The organism is Candidatus Aeolococcus gillhamiae (assembly GCF_016464765.1).
GTDB classification, from domain to species: domain Bacteria; phylum Chloroflexota; class Dormibacteria; order Aeolococcales; family Aeolococcaceae; genus Aeolococcus; species Aeolococcus gillhamiae.
The window spans coordinates 1-16,684 of sequence record NZ_JAEKNS010000064.1 but is presented as its reverse complement, the minus strand read 5'-3'; the positions used below and the strand labels follow the sequence as shown (position 1 = coordinate 16,684).

General features: G+C 67.7%; 16 protein-coding genes and 1 tRNA gene. 4 read left to right on the top strand and 13 right to left on the bottom strand.

Annotated features, from left to right (window positions below):
• The 3 genes from JF886_RS05815 to JF886_RS05805 all read right to left on the bottom strand — a co-directional run.
• Positions 1–525: ABC transporter ATP-binding protein (locus JF886_RS05815; protein ID WP_337310506.1), on the bottom strand; the 525-nt coding region annotated here is incomplete at its 3' end.
• Positions 518–1,378, bottom strand: coding sequence for an ABC transporter ATP-binding protein (locus JF886_RS05810; protein ID WP_337310504.1), 861 nt, complete (start codon positions 1,376–1,378; stop codon positions 518–520). The genes JF886_RS05810 and JF886_RS05815, both read right to left, overlap by 8 nt.
• Positions 1,375–4,602 (bottom strand): FtsX-like permease family protein, encoded by a 3,228-nt coding sequence (locus JF886_RS05805; protein ID WP_337310502.1) that lies wholly within the window; start codon positions 4,600–4,602, stop codon positions 1,375–1,377. The genes JF886_RS05810 and JF886_RS05805 overlap by 4 nt, the downstream gene beginning before the upstream one ends.
• Before the next feature lie 791 nt (positions 4,603–5,393).
• On the opposite strand from JF886_RS05805, the gene JF886_RS05800 reads away from it, so the two are divergent.
• Complete coding sequence (locus JF886_RS05800) at positions 5,394–5,636, top strand: hypothetical protein (protein WP_337310500.1); 243 nt, start codon at positions 5,394–5,396, stop codon at positions 5,634–5,636.
• A gap of 946 nt (positions 5,637–6,582) precedes the next feature.
• Complete coding sequence (locus JF886_RS05795) at positions 6,583–6,765, top strand: hypothetical protein (RefSeq protein WP_337310498.1); 183 nt, start codon at positions 6,583–6,585, stop codon at positions 6,763–6,765.
• Positions 6,766–8,036: 1,271 nt separating this feature from the next.
• Here the strand turns inward: JF886_RS05795 and JF886_RS05790 are convergent.
• Positions 8,037–8,960, bottom strand: a complete 924-nt coding sequence (locus JF886_RS05790) for a tyrosine-type recombinase/integrase (RefSeq protein ID WP_337310496.1) — start codon at positions 8,958–8,960, stop codon at positions 8,037–8,039.
• Between the two features lie 78 nt (positions 8,961–9,038).
• Positions 9,039–9,113 (bottom strand) — tRNA-Gln (locus JF886_RS05785).
• Positions 9,114–9,222: 109 nt separating this feature from the next.
• Here JF886_RS05785 and JF886_RS05780 point away from each other — a divergent pair.
• Entirely contained in the window at positions 9,223–9,558 is a 336-nt protein-coding gene (locus tag JF886_RS05780; RefSeq protein WP_337310494.1) for a hypothetical protein, read from the top strand.
• A 7-nt stretch (positions 9,559–9,565) separates the two neighbouring features.
• Here JF886_RS05780 and JF886_RS05775 read toward each other — a convergent pair whose 3' ends face one another.
• The 6 genes from JF886_RS05775 to JF886_RS05750 all read right to left on the bottom strand — a co-directional run bounded on the left by JF886_RS05775 (position 9,566) and on the right by JF886_RS05750 (position 13,830).
• Positions 9,566–11,812, bottom strand: a complete 2,247-nt coding sequence (locus JF886_RS05775; RefSeq protein WP_337310492.1) for a transglycosylase domain-containing protein — start codon at positions 11,810–11,812, stop codon at positions 9,566–9,568.
• Positions 11,813–11,819: 7 nt separating this feature from the next.
• Positions 11,820–12,263, bottom strand: a complete 444-nt coding sequence (locus tag JF886_RS05770; protein ID WP_337310490.1) for a hypothetical protein — start codon at positions 12,261–12,263, stop codon at positions 11,820–11,822.
• Positions 12,221–12,637, bottom strand: a complete 417-nt coding sequence (locus tag JF886_RS05765; protein WP_337310488.1) for a phage holin family protein — start codon at positions 12,635–12,637, stop codon at positions 12,221–12,223. The genes JF886_RS05770 and JF886_RS05765 overlap by 43 nt, the downstream gene beginning before the upstream one ends.
• 2 nt (positions 12,638–12,639) lie before the next feature.
• The gene (locus tag JF886_RS05760) at positions 12,640–12,996 is read right to left on the bottom strand and encodes a MerR family transcriptional regulator (protein ID WP_337310486.1); all 357 of its coding nucleotides are present in this window, start codon (positions 12,994–12,996) and stop codon (positions 12,640–12,642) included.
• Positions 12,981–13,370, bottom strand: a complete 390-nt coding sequence (locus JF886_RS05755; protein WP_337310484.1) for a response regulator — start codon at positions 13,368–13,370, stop codon at positions 12,981–12,983. The genes JF886_RS05760 and JF886_RS05755 overlap by 16 nt, the downstream gene beginning before the upstream one ends.
• Before the next feature lie 118 nt (positions 13,371–13,488).
• Positions 13,489–13,830 (bottom strand): MerR family transcriptional regulator, encoded by a 342-nt coding sequence (locus tag JF886_RS05750; protein ID WP_337310482.1) that lies wholly within the window; start codon positions 13,828–13,830, stop codon positions 13,489–13,491.
• Between the two features lie 48 nt (positions 13,831–13,878).
• On the opposite strand from JF886_RS05750, the gene JF886_RS05745 reads away from it, so the two are divergent.
• Positions 13,879–14,085: a hypothetical protein gene (locus tag JF886_RS05745; protein WP_337310480.1), complete on the top strand. Its 207-nt coding sequence runs from the start codon at positions 13,879–13,881 to the stop codon at positions 14,083–14,085.
• On the opposite strand, the gene JF886_RS05740 is transcribed toward JF886_RS05745, so the two are convergent.
• Both JF886_RS05740 and JF886_RS05735 read right to left on the bottom strand, forming a co-directional pair.
• Positions 14,082–15,548, bottom strand: coding sequence for an alpha,alpha-trehalose-phosphate synthase (UDP-forming) (locus JF886_RS05740; protein WP_337310478.1), 1,467 nt, complete (start codon positions 15,546–15,548; stop codon positions 14,082–14,084). The genes JF886_RS05745 and JF886_RS05740 overlap by 4 nt on opposite strands.
• A gap of 74 nt (positions 15,549–15,622) precedes the next feature.
• A partial coding sequence (locus JF886_RS05735) for an aldehyde dehydrogenase family protein (protein WP_337310476.1) occupies positions 15,623–16,684 on the bottom strand: 1,062 nt, incomplete at its 5' end.

Genomic DNA, 16,684 nt, shown 5'->3' with positions numbered 1-16,684 from the left:
GAGCTGCGCCGTCGGCTCGTCGGCGATGACTACCGTGGGTCGCTTGGCGAGCGCGCGAGCCAGAGCCACACGCTGCTGTTCGCCTCCAGACAGTTCCGCCGCGGTGTGCACGCGGCGGTCGGCGAGTCCCACCCTCGTCAGCGCCTCGACGGCGCGGTCCGCAACGGTCGAACCCTCGGCTCCGGCGAGACGGAGGGACAGCTGGACGTTCTCCTCGGCCGTCAGCAGTGGGATCAGCCCGGAGGTCTGAAACACCCAGCCGACCGACACTTGCAGGAAATGGTCACGCTCGCGACCGGTGAGCGCCTCCACTCGTTCGCCGGCAACAGTCACCGTGCCGCTGTCGGGCCTGTCGAGCGCGCCCACAAGGCTGAGCAAGGTCGTCTTGCCCGCGCCCGAGCGGCCCAGGACCATGAGCAGCTCCCCGGCCGCCACCGTGAGATCGACGCCGTCGACGGCACGAACCCGCTGGCCGCCCGCGGCGAACTCGCGCACCAGGCCGCTGGCGGCAACCACGTCAGGCACTCTCGTCCCCGGTGGCGGGGAGGATGGAGATACGGTCTCCCTCCAGGTGCAGCCGGACGCGGCCGCTCAACCCCAGCTTGTCGACGTACGCCCGTGGCAGCTGGATGCGCCCGGCCCGATCCATGATCGCGAGCTCGTCGTGGATGAGCGCGCCCTCGCGCTCCACCCAGCGCCGCTCACTGCTGGTCCGTCCGTCGCGAATCATCACTACGCGGTCGACGTACGTCTCGAGCTGGGGATCATGGGTGACGATGACCGCGGCCGCCTCCTCCTCGCGCAGCACCGTGGTGAGGTCGCCGAGCAGCTGCGCGGCGGCGGCGGTGTCGAGCTCGGCGGTGGGCTCGTCGGCGAGCAGCAGGCGCGGATGGTTGGCCAGCGCGGTCGCCAGCGCGAGGCGCTGGTTCTCGTGGCCGGCCAGCTCCCCCGGTCGCCGGGAGAGGCGTGCTCCAAGCCCGAGCCGTTCCAGAAGGCTGGCGGCTGCCCTCGAGCGGCCCCGCGCAGTCCCGGTCACGGTGGCTGCCTGGACGTTCTCGATGGCGGTGAGGTACGGCGCGAGATTTCCCATCGCGTGCTGGAGCACGTAGCCGACCACGTCACGCCTGTAGCGCTCCTGCTCGGATCCGCTCAGGCGGCTCAGGTCGTTGCCAGCCACGCGAACCACGCCCGCGGTAGGCCTCTCCAGTCCGGCCAGGATGTTCATCAGGGTGGTCTTGCCACTGCCGCTGCGTCCGGCGATTGCGACCATTTCTCCCGGAGCCACTTCGAGATCCAGCCCCTGTAGCGCCACCACTTCGAGGTTCGCCGCCTTGTAGATGTGCACCAACCCTTCACAGTCGACGATAGATGCCTTCATGCAAGCGACCGCACGGTGGCCATCACGTCGACTCGGGAACCGCTGCCGGCAACCATCCGTCCCACCACCAGGGCCAGCGCCCCCGTTCCCAGCACAACTGCCACCAATGTCAGCGGGTCGAGATGGAAGACCGATGGGGGGATGAGATCCTCGGGGAGGGTCCCCAGGTGGAAGATGGGAAGCACCGCCCACGCGAGTGCCAGACCGATAGCCGTCCCGGCGATGAGCCCACTGATGAGCACAGCGATTTGCTCCGCAACGAGTGAGCGGCGCAGCACGGACCGCGGGATTCCGTTAGCGCGCATGATCGCGAAGTGAGTTACCCGGTTGCGAGCGGCGGCTAAGAACTGTAGGCCAAAGCCGATCACAACCACGGCCAGTGCGACGAGAAACCCGAGTCCGAGTTCCTCGTCGAGCCCGCGGCGGAGGGGGTCGTTGAGGACGAGCGTCTCAGCATCAGAGCGAAGGAAGGTCTGCAGCAACGTTGACTGGGCGGCTGCCGCTGCTGTTACCGCGCTGACACGACTACCGGGAACGCTCAGCCAGAGCTCGTTGGCCCAGGGACTTGTCGCTCCCAGGTTACCGAGGCGGTCGAGCAGCGAGACCATCGGAACGACGAGGAGATCCCCGCGTGACGGGTAGTAGGTTGGGAACTCATCAAACGATCCCACCGGCACTAACTGCACGTCCACCGTGTCGAGGTGCAACGGAAAGGACTGGCCGATGCTCACGCCCAGCGCGGACATCGTCTGACTGGCGAGCAACACCGGTAAGGGGCGCGAGGTAGGCGGTGGGAGCAGGCGAATCTCCTGGAGGTTGATGGGGATGTCGACGGAGGGGCGAGCGTCCTTGGCATGCAGCAACGTCGGCGTCAGCGGTGCTTCCGCCGGGTCAGGCGCGAACGCTTCCTGCCACCAGCCGTCGGCCGTGGCAAACGACTCGACCACCGCCCCGGAGTCGGTGCGCAAGTTCTGCACCGCAACATCTCCAGTGGCGCGGGGACCGGTCGGCAGCACCGTCACAGCACGCACTCGTACCGGATAGGTGATCGGGCCCGGTGCCGCGCTGAGCGACGCGGTCACGTCGGTCCATCCCGAGCGGCCCAGAGTGCTCAGTGGCAGGTCCAGCACGCGTCCATTTGCGTCGGTGATCTCGACCTCGATGCGGGCATCCAACCCGGAGCTGTACACCGACATCGAGAGTGCTCGGGGGGTGCCCGGCACCACGCTTCCGTCCGGATCGGTCGAGGTCATCCTCGATGTCAAGGCGCGCAGTGACGGCGAGGCAAAGTCGCTGCGCTGGTAGGCGATATCCCAGAAGCCTGTGCCCTGAATACCGAGGATCGTCGCATCGGTTCCGGTGCGGCCTGGTCGACCGACATCGCGAAACGCCTGCGCCGAGCGGACCCCGGACGGAAGTGAGGCTGACAGCGCAGCAAGCTGCGGCGGCGAAGCCGCCGACGAGAAGGTGGCGCGCATGTCCGCCCCGACCATGTAGTCGGCGCGGTCGATCGCACTGGCACGATCGCTCGCCGTGTAGGTGCTGGCGAACACCCCGACCGCGACGGCCAGGGTGATGAGCAGACACAGCCTCGAGTACTGCGCGGGGTCGCGCTCGACCTGCCAGCGGGCCAGTCGGGCGGCGACGCCTCGGCTGGCCGTGAGGATGCGGGCGACGAACGCGACCAGTCGCAGCGACGCGAAGGCGAGTAGACCAACGGCCAACAGCGGCAAGGCGAGCACAACGCCGCTACCCTGCCCGTTGCCGGCCGGGTCTGCACCACCGAAGCGAACAAACACCAGGATGCCCACCCCGGCGGCGAACAGGGCCGCGTCAACGCCACGACGTTGCCAGCTTCTCCCGCTGATGGCCGAACGGTCACGCCGTCGCTGTGAAAGCTCGGGCCCACTTCGTGCGGCAGCTAGTAGCGCGAGGATCATGAGGAACCCGCCCTCCGCGATGAGCGCCGGGACCGCGGCGTCCGCGAAAGATTGCCAGCTCAAGGCTGGGTGAGTTGCCGACGAGTTGCCGACTGCCGAGGTGATCCCCGCCGACGCGACGATGGCCAGGGGCGTTGCCACCGCGGCGAGCACCGCGAACTCCAACGTGAACAGGCTCCAGACCCGGGCACGCGACCAGCCGCGCGCTCGCCACAGTGCCGCCTGGCCGATGTGACCTTGAATGAACTGAAGCGCGGCAAAACCCATCGCGGCGACGGCGACAACGAGCAGGCCGAGCGCTGTGACCAGCGTCGGTCCCGAGGCGGCGCTCTGACGACTGAGGAAGCCGGTTATCGTTGTGTCCAGACCGGATATGAACACGTCGTTGCTGGAAACGCTGTAGTAGCCGCGAAGCTGGTTGACCCCTTTCACCACGCGGTCGGTGTTCGCCACCGGGATGTTTGCCGCGGCTGGGACGTACTGCTGCTCGGCACCGCCGATCCCATCCGGCATCTGGGCGAGGATCTGAAAGTAGCTGTCGTGACCCACGCTCACGTCCGGATCGGGAACCTGACCGGCCCAATACGGGTCGGATACGTTGTTCGGCAGCCAGGTTCCGGTGAGCCTCCCACACCAGATCTCCGTTACAGGGCGCGCCCGAACGAGGTACTGGAAGCAATATTCGCTACCAACATGCAAACCGAGCGGGCCACCGAGGTCGTCCGTGGCGCGCGCCGAAGCGGTGAACTGCCAGTCGGCGCCGACTCGCGCGTCGTCGGGCCAGCGGCCCGCCGCGATGTGCACGTGGCCGTTCAGTCCGGTGTACGACACCACTGACGGATTCCACGTCACCGGGGGACCCTGGAGCACGCCGTCGATGGTCCGCACCGTAACGGCCAACGACTTGCCGAACTCCGCACCGGCAGTGACCGCATCTCCGAGTTGGGTTCGCACTCGCGTAGCAGCATCACGTTGGAAGGCGTCGAACGCCGCTGGCTGGGAGATACCGTCCCGCTCGAGCAGCACGTTGGCGCCCTGCCCAGCTGCCGCGAGAGCACTGCGGAGCCCCTCGTCGGTCGCTCTGCTCTGGATGAGGACAACGCTGGCGACCAGCGTCGCTGCTGCGGCGAGCGACAACCCCAGAGCGACTGCCAGAGACGCGCGCGATCGCAACTGACGCAGGGCGATCCTGCCGACTCCGAAACGATGGTGCACGGCGCGCCGTCGAGGCGGTGGCGCGCCGTCCCTCGCGATGCGTCCTGGACCCTCGCGCTTTTCGCTCATCCCCCGTGACCGTATAGGCACGAAAGAAGGCGGCGATCCGGCTGGCAGTTGCCACCCTTGCCGGCCGCTCCTGCCTGAAGGCGAGTGGGGTAACGCCGCTGAGCGTCAGCTGGATCCGCCATCGAGACCTGTCGCCCTTGCCGCTCACCTCGCTTTGCATCAATGAGACTTGTGCCGGCGAGGAAATTAGATATGACGCCCAGTCTCACCGACGTCTCGGACTTGGGCTTCGGTCGCACAAGTTCGCCATCCCGCTTCGCCGTAGCTGGATTCACGGTCAGACGCCTCCGCAGTCCGCTGCCCTCACGAGGCAGCTCGGATCGCACGTCCGGACGACGGAGGCTGTCAGATCCTGGTTCGGGACTTGGACCAAGAGATTGAACTCCTCGGGGACGTGTTCCGTCGGATGTGTTCCGTTTGGGTCGACCTGCCGACGCGCCGACAACGCTAGCAGCCGGTAGCGGCACGCACATCACCCCAGCGGGTGATTCACCACCCCAGCAGCTTGGCCAGCGGGCGCGGCGAGGGCCGCGTCGCCGGCGCAGGGTAGGAACGGCACAGAGCAGCTTGCCGCAGCGGGAGGCAGGGTGCTGGCGCTTGTCACTGCGCCAGCTCGATCGCTGCCTCAGCGTCACTGTCCCCCCTCGCGCTGACCCGCAGCTTTGCGACGCCGTCAAACCACGGTATCGGCGCTGTCCATGCCGGGTTCCCGCCACCATCCTTCCCTCCTGGCTCGCGGCCGACCCAGAGGGGCACACATTCGTGCCCGGATCCGCCCCAGACTCGACGCCATGAGCCGCCTCGATCCCGCCGCCGGCCTCGACGCCAAGCGCACCGCGATGCTGGTGCGCGACGCCCGCGCGGTGCTGCGCAAAGTCGATGTTCTCGCTGCCACCGCGCTCGCCGTCGACGATCCTGCGTTGCCAGCGATCGCCGAACTGCGCGCGGCCGCCGAGCACCTGGTCGCCCAGCTCGGCCGCCGCGAGGAGCACCAGCAGCGCTGGGCGCGGGATGCGGCTCGCCGGAGCCGCTGACCACACCACGCGGGCCGAGCGCCCCAGCCGCATGCCATCCTGCGGGCCTGGGAGGCCCGGAACCGACCGGCCTCGACCTGGGCACATAGTGGAGACGGCCGCGACCCTGGTGTGCCGCGTCATGCCGTGAGCCGAGCCTCATGACCTTCTCGGGCTCCCGGCTGCTCGCCCCCTCCCGCTCCTGCTGGTCCCCTCATCTCCCCGCTGTGGTTTTCGCGTTCGCTGCAGCAGTGCCATCCGTACCCTTTCTCACAGCCCCGCGGACCCTCGGGTACGCAGCGACTGATGCGTTTCCGCAGCCGCCGCGCTCGTTGCTTGTCCGGCGAGCACCCGGCTGGATGGGTGCCACAGTGCGCCTGACCTCGGGCCCAGCGGCAAAGCGTGGTCGACTCGCGTCATGAGGGGTGCAATCTGCACCTGGGCGGCACTGGCCAATGGGCGTTGGCCGTACTCCCAAACCGAAGGAGTGAACGCGTCATTTGCCGCGTATCGGAGAGGTCAGCGGGCGCTGTGAGAAAGGGTACGGATGGCACTGCTGCAGCGAACGCGGATAACCGTGCGAGGCGAGAGAACAGCGCGAGGGCGCGGGGCGAGCAGGTGGACGGTAGAGCGGGTCGCGAGGCGCCGTCGCAGGGCCGGCGCAGTAGTCCGGGAAGCAGCTGTCGGAGCCAGTCGAGGTCGAGCCGGGAGCACCGGCGCACGGAACCGTGGGGCCGACGAAGCCGCTGGGGGCTAAGATGCCCACCGGTTGCTCAATCCGGCTATTCCCGTCGACTCCATGCCGCTGTAACGGCTTGGGAGGCCCGGAACGAGAAGGCCCTGAGCTGACTGACACCTGGCCTGTGGAGAGTCACGTGCGGTCGCCCCGGCGGACCCGCGACGAGCTGACCCATCCGCGCCGTCGCTGGGCAGCTAACACCACGCCCCTCTCACCTCGGTTGACCGCGTGGGCGGCGGCCACGTTCTCGAGCTTGGTGGCCGGCTTGGCTCTGAGGACGAGTTCGATGGCGATTCGCCCCCCGTCGTGGAGCTTGCCGCCGCGGCGATCGCGGCCGACGGCTCATCCGTGCCGCTGATGCCGAGGCGCGAGCTGACGATGGAGCGGCTGGTTCCATGTGCGTCGCCGTGAACGGCCGAGCAGTAATGGGCCAGCGACGCGATGCGCCTGATCCATTGACCGCGCCCTGCTTCCGGCGAGCGCCGGTGGCGAACCACGCCACCGCCTGACCTTCTGGCCTGGCCACTGTGTTACAGGATCGTTACATCGGTCCGCGTACCGCGCAAACGCCGCGCTCTCCGCTTGGGCGTACGCCCAACTCACCGCCGCGCGTGAGTTCAGAGTGGCTTGGCCGTACCGCCAAACCCCAGCCCGGAGGGAGGGTGACCCTGGGCGTACGACCCCACGTCGCCCGCTGATCGGGCCAGGTGCGTCATTGGTACGCGAGGAGTACGCGAGGAGTACGCGACGGGTACGGAAGCAGCACGGGGGCGCTGCTTGCATGGGCGCAAACAACCGCCACAGAGGAACGGCCGTGCACCTCCTGCTCCACTTCGCCAAGGTGAGCGTGAACCCGAGCGACATCGAGATCACCCTCGGCCGTGCGCACGAGGCGGTGCAGCGCCGGGCCGTACCACGATGAGGTCGCTCGACGTGTGGCATCGCGGGCTCGCCATGCGCGCGCCAGTGTGGCGTCCCGCCAGGGACGCGGCGTCCAATCCGCCACTCAGTGATGGCAACGTCCTCGTGACCCCCGACGAGTTGGAGGTGTGGTCGTTCCAGCCACTGGCGTTGGCGGCGGACGGCCGGGAACGGGCACTACCGCTATGGCCCGACGCTCACTCGCGAACGGAGCGAGGAGTCTGGTGACTCCAGCGGTCCGCCGAGCGTTATCACCGTGAACAGTGACGGACCCGCCATGGAGTCACTGTGGCCGGACGAATATCCGCCGCTGCGAGGGTCACCGAGTGGCCGACCGGCGGCGCGCGACCGCCGCCACCGTGCTCTCCCTCAGCCGTCGCCCGCTCAAGGGGACAACCTGCTCTCCTTTTGCGAGGCGCGGTTGGACGACAATGCTGCCACCGAGGCCCGCGCGGATGCGCGTGAGGCCTGCGCGCTGGGGCGGCCGTTGGAGAGAAACCGATTGGCTGCGATCGGCCGACTCGGCGGCTTGGCTAAGAGCGCACGTCACGATTGCCGGGAGGCAACGGCGCCAGCGCGAGCGGGACTGCGAGCAAAGTTTCTCGCCGAGGCAGACCCTGCGGGGACTCTGTGCGCCACGGAACGGGAGCGCCGTGCCACTGCGCTGATGCGTCTGCACATGGCCCGCTTGGCGCTACGCTCGGCTCAAGTACGCTCGGGGCGTCATACGTGAGCCGGCTGGCCGCAGCCTCACGTACTCCTCAGTAGCGGTCGCCGGGGCTGAGCCGGCGATGCGCCTCGTGGGCTCGCGCCGACGCGGCGCTAGCGCCGTACCGCCGCATCATCGTCGGCGACCGCCAGCCGCCCAGGCTCATGAGGTCTTCCTCGCTCCCGCCGGCCACCTTCCACGAGTGCGCGAACGTGTGCCGAAGGAGGTGCGGGTGGATCTTCTGCGGGTCGATGCCTGCTCGCAGCGCGCGCGTCTTTAGCATCTGGGCAACGCCAGACCCGGTGAAGGCTCCGTGCAGACCGACCCACAATGCAGGGTTCTCGCGCCAACGATGGCCGGCACGCAGCCGCAGATACCGGTCGAGGTCACGGGTCGTCTTGGTGCCGAAGTACACGTCGCGCTCTCGGCGGCCCTTCCCCATCACGCGGGCGCGACCGCCGTCCAGCTCGACGGATTCGACTGTCATACCGACCAGCTCGCCAATGCGCAGCCCTGTGTCCACCAGCAGCCGCACGATGGCGGCATCTCGACGATCCTCAAAGGCTCGACCTTCGCAGGCCCGGAGAAGCCCAACGATCTCGTCGTGGGTGAGCACGTCCGCGGCGCGCTCCTCGATCCGCGGCGGCTGCATGCGCTCGAGCGGGGATCGGTCGATCTCCTCCTCGTCGACGAGCCAACCGAAGAACGCGCGCAGGCCCCAGTACCGCGTCGACGCGGTGGCCGCGCTTCGCGTTTCGATGAGGTGGGCGAGGAACGACTGCACATCCTCGCGTTGGATTGCGGCCGGGTCCGTGCGCAATCCGCGCTCCACCAGGAAGTCGCGCAGCTGTGTCACCGCCGCCGTGTATGCACGCAGAGTTCGCGGTGAGATGTTCTCGGCACGACGATGCCGAGCAAACGACGTCCACGCCCCGTCAAAGCCGAGCGTCAGCCGATTTGCCACTTGAGCGCCCACGATGGCCATTATCACCTGACCGAGCGTTGTAGCGCAAGAGCTTTCGTGCTTATTGGCTGTCTTTGATCTTGGAATGGTTGGCTGGGGAGAGAGGATTCGAACCTCTGATTGGCTGATCCAGAGTCAGCTGCCTTACCACTTGGCCACTCCCCAGCGCGGCGGGGGCCAGTCTAGCCGAGGGTCGCTCTGCAGCCCTCCCTTTCAGGCCAAACGCGAGTTCGACGGAGTTTGGCTCCGGGGATCCGGGTTTATACTGAAACCGATGGATTTGCCTGAATTGCTCCGCTCACAGGCGAAGCGCTACCGCTGCGCGGTGTGCAACACCAACATGGCCGATTGTGGGATCAAGGTCATCACACAGCAGGGCAACCGCGCGCTGGTTCGGGTGACCTGCGCCTCCTGCAACGACGAGAACCTGCTCCAGATCATCTTTCAGACCGACGGGGAGCCGATCGAGAACGAGGGCCAGAAGGTGCCTACCATCAGCGAGGGCATCCCGCCCGTGCCCGATCCGATCAGCTCAGACGAACTGCTGGATCTGCGCGACCTCCTCTCCGCCCACCAGGGCGGGTTCCGAGAGCTGCTCGAGCGTCGCTGACCCTCCGCTAGCCGGCCCGGCGCCGTTCCGCAACGGCCACCTCTTCACGACGCGCGGCCGTTGCTGCCGGCGGCGCCGCTGTCGGCGTCGGGGCGATGCTTGGAGTCGGAGTTGGCGTCGGGGTGACGGCGGGCAGGGTGAACGATGGCGACGGTGAGGCCGTCGGCGTCGGCGACGAGCTCGGGGTGGCGGTCACGCTCGGGCTGGGCGACGGGGTCGGGCAGCCGGAGGGGCTGACCAGCGCGCTGTCGCTCTGCGAGCAGTCGCTGAGCGCTCCGGTGACCGGCTTGAAGGCGCTCGGCTTGGAGAGGCTGTTGACGAAGGGCACGGCGATGGCGGCGCCGGTTGCGGTGCCGAACACCTGGTTCATGCCCTGCTCGGCAGAGTTGCTTCCGCTCGTGTGGCCCGTCCACGTCGCCACCACCCAGTCCGGTGTGTAGGTCATGTACCACGCGTCGATGAAGTGGTCGGTGGTGCCCGACTTGCCGGCCGTGTCGTACCTGAAGTGGAGGTTCCACTGCTTGGCGTAGCCGCGCAGGATGGAGGTGATCGTCCACGCCTGCTGAGATGTGAGGACGTCGCCGAGGTTGGCGGGCGTTGAGTAGTCGCGAATCACGTTGCCGGCGCCGTCGGTGATCTTGAGGATCCCGTTGGCGACGACCTTGTGACCGCCGTTGGCGAATGCCGCGTACGCCGAGGCGTGGTCGATCATGCGCACCGCCGAGGTGCCGATCGCCGTGCTCAGGTTGGGCTCCTGGGGGGTGAGCTTCTCTGAGATGCCCATGCCGTAGGCGAGGTCGATGACGTTCTGAATGCCCGCCTTGTCCGCCGCCTGCTCGGTGGCGACGTTGCGCGACAGCGTCAGCGCGCGCGCCGCCGTCATGGGTCCGAGAAAACGACTGTCGAAGTCGGTGACACCGCCGTATTTCTGGGATTGCGCCCTGGTGTCCTGCAGGATCGTGTCCGGTTTGAGAGTGCCGTTCTTGAAGCCGGCCTCGTACACGTAGGGCTTGAACGACGATCCCGGGCGCCGCGATGCGGTGACGATGTTGTACTGGCCCGCGATCGCGTTGTTCGTGAAGCTGGCCGAGCCGACCATCGCCTCGATCGCCCCCGTGTGGGCGTTGATCATCAGCAGCGCACCGTTGTTGGCGCCGCTCGAGAGGAGCTTGGCCACACCCTTCGCGACGGCGGTATTGGCAAGGTTCTCGGTGGCCAGGTCGAGTGTAGTGGTCACCACCAGGTCGCCCTGGAGGTACTGCGGATCGGTGGCGCCGAAGATCTGCTGCAGTTGGTCCTGGATGTAGGCCACGAAGTGCGGCGCTGGTCCAGCGGTGTTCGGCTTGCCGTTCTGCAGGTCGGCGTGTAGAGCCTGCTGGTTGGTCTGTTGCGCCGTCTGTTGCTCGGGGGTAGGACTACTCCCACCCACGAGCGGGTCGACGGCGTCGGCGTCGGCCTGCTTGATGTTCCCCACCGCGACCAGGCTGCCGAGCACGTAGTGCATGCGCGCGTACGCCGCGTCCGGGTTGTTGTACGGGTCGTTATAGGACGGCGCCTGCGGCAGGCCGGCGAGCAGCGACGCCTCCATCAGGGTGAGGCCCTTGGCGTGCTTGCCGAAGTACGCCATCGACGCATTCTCGATGCCGTACGCGTTCTCGCCGTAATAGTTGATGTTGAGGTACTGCTCGAGGATCTGCTGCTTGGTGTACTTGCTGTCCAGCTGGTTGGCGAGAAGCGCCTCACGCACCTTGCGCAGTGGCGACTTCGACGCATCCGTTCCGAAGAACGCCTGCTTGGCGAGCTGTTGGGTGATGGTGCTCGCACCCTCAGCCGGGCGGTGGAGGATGACGTCGTCGACCAGGGCCTTGAGGATGCGCGCCGGGTTGATGGCGCCCTCGTTGTAGAAGTTGCGGTCTTCGGCGGCGACGGTGGCCTGCTGCAGGATGGGCGCGATCTGGTCGATGGTCACGTTGTGCCGGTTGGTTGCGTCGTGGCCAACCTCGGCGAGGACAGTGCCGTGGACGTCGACGAGCCGTATGGTCCCGGTCTTCTGGCCGATGCTGTTGATGTCCGGGAGCGTCAGCGCACCGTAGACGACCAGGCCGGCGACGAGCGCGACGCAGACCGCGAAGAAACCACCGCCGACGGCGATGACCCGCTTCCAGCGCCGGCTCAGCCGCCAGCGCGACGTGGAAGCGCCGGCGCGTCCGCCATTGCGGGACAACCGCGCCCGCGGTCTGCGAGACCCTGCCATGAAGTCCTCAGCCCGTCGCTGGCAGCTCGCCGGCCGGGGCCGCGCTGCGTGCCATGAACCGGCGCGCGGCGTACGTGCCACCGGCCGCGGCGGCGGCCGACACCCCCCGCAGCGCCAGCTTCTGCCAGACCGGGCCGCCGTCGGCCTCCAGCTTGGCGGAGTCGAGCTTCTTGCGGATCGCGGCCAGCTCGGCCGCCATCTCGTCGAAGGTGGATGGCTTCGGAGCCGCTTCCTCCTTCTCGCCTCCGAGCGCGCGGCGCAGCACGATCGCGCCCACCGCGACGGCCACGACCACACCGCCGATCAGCGCATAGCGGATCCCGTCGCGGCGCAGCCTGGCCTTCCAGTCGAACTCGGCGCGAACGCGCGCCTCGAGGCGGTCGATGTTGTCGGATAGCGACTGCTTGGTCAGCTCTCTTTCGCGTTCCGCTTGGTCAATCGCTTGAGCCACGCCACGTCCTCCTTGACCTCGCCGACCAATTGCTTGCCTGTGCCGATGCCACGCTTCAGTGAACGAAAACCGAGCAGGGCAAGTAACGCCGCGACCAGCAGGAAGAGGGCGGCGGTCAGCAGCCACCAGGTCCAGCCGCTAAAGACGTGGCCGGCCAGCACGGTGGGCACGGCGCCCAGCGCGAAGATCATCAGGAAGAGCGCGAACACGCCAGCCCCGGCGAGGAGCCCCAGCGCGACGGCCAGTCGTTTGACCCCGGCGATCGCCTCCGCCTTGGCCAGCTCGATCTCGGCCTTGGCCAGACGCACCGCATCGTCCGCGACCTCGCGGGCGATGCCGGCGATGCTCTCGTCGCGGTCTGTCCCCGTGGCCACGATCAGGCTTCGAGCTGCGACACGTCGATGTCGCGCAGCCCGTCCGGCGGTTGGACCCCATGGTCGTGGAGCAGCTTCATGAGGGAGAGCACGTAGCGAACTCCAGTGAGGTTGACGCCGTGGTTGCGGGTGAGATTCTGAATGGTCTGCAACTTGAAGATGTCACGCTGCGAGTAGCGCCGCCGGTTGGTGGCGGTGCGCTGGGGCACGACCAGGCTCATGTTCTCGTACATCATCAGGGTGCGCGGGTGGGTCTCGAGTATCTCCGACGCCACGCTGATCGTGTAGATGGGCTTGTCCAGCCCCGGCTGGCCGGCGGCGGCCGCCGGGCGCTGCTGCCGGCTTACTCTTTCAGCCACTCGTCGATCCCTTCGGAGAGGACGATCGGCGAGGTCTGCGCCTTGACCAGGAACTCCATGGCCCCGAGCTTCAACCCGCGATCCACCAGCTCCTTCTCTCCGTAGTTGCTGAGAATGATCACCGGGATGTCCGACGTCGACTCCTGGCCGCGCAGCTCCTCGAGGACGGTGAACCCATCCTTCTTGGGAAGCCGGATGTCGAGGAAGATGATGTCGGGGGTGAGCTCGGTGGCGCAACGCACGCCCTCCTCGCCGTCACCGGCCACGTGGACGCGGTAGCCGTCCTTCTCAAGCTTCAGCTTGTACATCTCCAGCGTCTCCTGGTCATCCTCGATCAGGAGCACGTCGATGACCTGCTCGTCGTCCACGCTCACCTCGACCTCCACTCCCCATGGGCAAGCGGCTGCAGCCTCTCGTCCTGACGATTATAGGGGCGGTTCCACCCCCCAACAGGACCCCTGTCTTATGACAGCGCTGTGGCGGCTTTAGCTGTCAGAGGCGCGTGTGGGTGACGTCGACGTCCGCGAGCGCTTCGGGGCGGGCGATCTCGTGCTCGGCGAGCAGGCGGAGCAGCTGGATGACGTAGCGGGCGCCATTGAGGTTGAGCCCGTGTTGCCTGGTGAGCCGCTGGATGGCCTGGAGCGTCAGCACATCGCGCTGCGAGTAGCGCCGGCGATTGGTCGCGGTGCGCTGGGGGACCACGAGCTGGAGGTGCTCGTACATCATCAGGGTGCGCGGATGGGTGGCGAGGATCTCCGCAGCCACACTGATCGTGTAGATCGGCTTGTCGAGCGCGAGCCGGTTCCCGGAGGGACCGACTGAGCTGACGCTCACGGGCCGCCGTAACCGACTGTTGGGGTTCCGCGTACCACGACCCAGACCATGCCCGAGATCAGCACGCTCCGCAAGCCCCAGGCCCTCGGCAACGCACCAAGCGGGCAGGCCTCCCTGCGGGTCCGCCAGCGCTACCTGCGCCGGCGCAGCGCCCGTCGCCGCCTCGGCGACCGCGGCCTCACCGCGCTGTGGGTGGGGTCCGGTGCTGTGCTCAGCTGGCTCTTCGTGGTGGGCTTCGCCGCGCTCGGGCATTAATCGATCAGGTCCCTCAGGTCCTGGACCTGGAGCGAGATCCAGCGGTTGATATCGGCGGCGCGCACCGTCTCGCGGATGCGCTCGGCCCGAGCCTGCTTCTGGGGGGCGTCCATGGTCAGCCCGAGGTAGAGCGCCTCGGCGGTCTCGTCGATGTCGAAGGGGTTGACGGTGAGCGCGAAGTCCCCCAGCTCCTCATAGGAGCCGGCGTTCTCGCTGAGCACGAGCACCCCGTCGCGGCGGTTGCACACCACACCCTCCTTGGCGACGAGGTTCATGCCGTCGTAGATCGGGTTGACCAGGAGCACGTCGAACTGCCGGTAGCCGGCCAGGGCGCGGGCCATGACGTCGTCGACCTCGACACGGATCGGCGTCCAGCCGCCGCGGCTGAACTTGCGGTTGATCCGGGCGGCGACGCTGAGCACGCTGCCGAGGTAGGCACGGTAGTCGTCGATGTCCTGGCGGCTGGGCTGCAGGTACGCCCAGAACTGGACGTCGCCATGGAGCTCCTGGTGATAGTCGAGCATGCGCTCGTAGGCTAGGAACCCGCGAACGATGTTCTTGCTGAGGTCGGTGCGATCCACCCGCAGGATCAGCTTCTCAGGCCGCCAGGAGAGCAGCCGCGCCTGCTCGGCGATCACCTCCTCGCTGTCCGCCTGGGCGAGCAGGCCGTCGACGTCGATGCTGATCGGGTAGTTGCGCACCCACACTGCGCGGCCCTCGTAGAAGACCGTCCGCTCGCGAAAGTCAACCGCCAGTCCGAGGTTCTCCTCACAGGTGAGCAGGAAGTTGCGCACGTCTCGGCGCGTCTGGAAGCCAAGGACATCGGCGCCGAGCAGGCCGTGCAGGATGGCGTCGCGGATCGATTTGGGAAGGATCGTCCAGTACTGCGGGGTGGGCCAGGGGATGTGCACGAAGTGCTGGATGCGGACGTCGCCGAGCGCCGCGCGCACCATGCCCGGCACGCAGTAGAGCTGGTAGTCCTGGACGAAGACGAGCGGCGGCTTGGCCGACGCGAGCGCCTCGGCGACGACACGGTCGGCGACCATCTGGTTGACGCGCACGTAGCCCTCGCGCCACGCGTACAGGGTGGCGGTGTCGACGATGGGTTCGCGCGCCAGGTCCCACAGGTAGTGCTGGATGAACCACAGCAGCGGGTTGCTGACCGTGTTGTAGTAGAGGTCGTACGCCTCGGGCGTCGGCTCCACGAACGCGACACGGTAGGTGGTGCCGTCCTCGGTGACCAGCTCGGCCGGGTCGCCGCGGGCGGCCAGGGCGCGGTCGGCCTCGTCGCGGGCTACCGCCACCCAGAGCGCGCTCGTCGACGACGCCAAGGAGCTAAGCGCCGTGACCAGGCCGCCGGCGCCCTTGACAAGCCGTTCCGGCGTGTTCCTGTAGACGTCGGCCGGTTCGAGCGCCAGCGGAGCGCGGTTGGCGACCACGATCGGCTGGTAGCGGCCGAGCATGTGGTGCAGGTAGGGCTGGATGGCGTTCAGCGGTCGTCCTTCGGTGCGGAGCTCGGTGCCGTCTGGCGCGCTGGTCAGCCGAGGAGCACGTCGTAGAAGTAGCGCTCCCGGCGCGGCACGTTCTGGTCGACGTGGATGTGCTTGACCTCCGTGTACTCGCGCAGGCCGTAGGAGCCGAGCTCGCGGCCGGTCCCGCTCTGGCGGTAGCCGCCGAATGGTGCCAGCGAGTTGAGCATGTGCCAGTCGTTGATCCACACCGTCCCCGTGCGCAACTGCTTGGCCATCTCGATGGCGGCACGGGTGTCGCGAGACCAGATGCCCCCCGCCAGGCCGTAGATGGAGCGGTTGGCCCGGCGGATGATGTCGCCAGGGTCGCTCCAGCGCTGCACCGCGAGAACGGGTCCGAACACCTCCTCGGTGGCCAGGTTGCTGTCCGCCCTGACGTCGGTGATCACCGTCGGCTGCACGAAGTGGCCTTTCTCCCCCACGCCGGTGGCGCGTCCGCCCCCGACCAGCACGGTGGCGCCCTCCTGCTCGGCCCGGTCGATGGCGGCGAGCACGTTCTCGTACTGGCGGCGCGAGATCAGCGGTCCGACCTGGGTGTCGAAATCCGTGGCGTCGCCGACGCGCAGGTCACGGGCGGTGGCCACCAGCCGCTCCATGAAGGCGTCGTACACGTCGTCGTGCACGTAGAGGCGGTGACCCGACTCACACGCCTGGCCCTGGTGGAAGAAGGTACCGAACAGGGTTCCGTCGACGGCGATGTCGAGGTCGGCGTCAGCACAGACGATGTTGGCCGACTTGCCGCCGAGCTCGAGGGTGACCTTCTTGATGGTCGGTGCCGCCATCTCGAGGATGCGCCGCCCCACGGCTGTGGAACCGGTGAAGGCGACCTTGTCGACGTCCTCGTTGACCACCAGCTCCTCGCCGAGCTCGTTGCCCGGACCGGTGACCACATTGAGCACGCCGCGCGGCAGCAGGCCGGTCTCGTCGATGGCGCGGGCGACCTCGAGGAGGGTCAACGGGGTGAACGGCGAGGGCTTGAGCACCACGCTGTTGCCCATGGCCAGCGCCGGCGCCAGCTTCCACATCGCGATCAGGAGAGGGAAGTTGAAGGGGATGATCCCGGTGCAGAC

Coding starts and splice junctions, on each gene's coding strand:
- JF886_RS05810 (WP_337310504.1), bottom strand. CDS start 1,378: ATGAAGGCATCTATCGTCGACTGTGAAGGGTTGGTGCACATCTACAAG.
- JF886_RS05805 (WP_337310502.1), bottom strand. CDS start 4,602: ATGAGCGAAAAGCGCGAGGGTCCAGGACGCATCGCGAGGGACGGCGCG.
- JF886_RS05800 (WP_337310500.1), top strand. CDS start 5,394: ATGAGCCGCCTCGATCCCGCCGCCGGCCTCGACGCCAAGCGCACCGCG.
- JF886_RS05780 (WP_337310494.1), top strand. CDS start 9,223: ATGGATTTGCCTGAATTGCTCCGCTCACAGGCGAAGCGCTACCGCTGC.
- JF886_RS05775 (WP_337310492.1), bottom strand. CDS start 11,812: ATGGCAGGGTCTCGCAGACCGCGGGCGCGGTTGTCCCGCAATGGCGGA.
- JF886_RS05745 (WP_337310480.1), top strand. CDS start 13,879: ATGCCCGAGATCAGCACGCTCCGCAAGCCCCAGGCCCTCGGCAACGCA.
- JF886_RS05740 (WP_337310478.1), bottom strand. CDS start 15,548: ATGCTCGGCCGCTACCAGCCGATCGTGGTCGCCAACCGCGCTCCGCTG.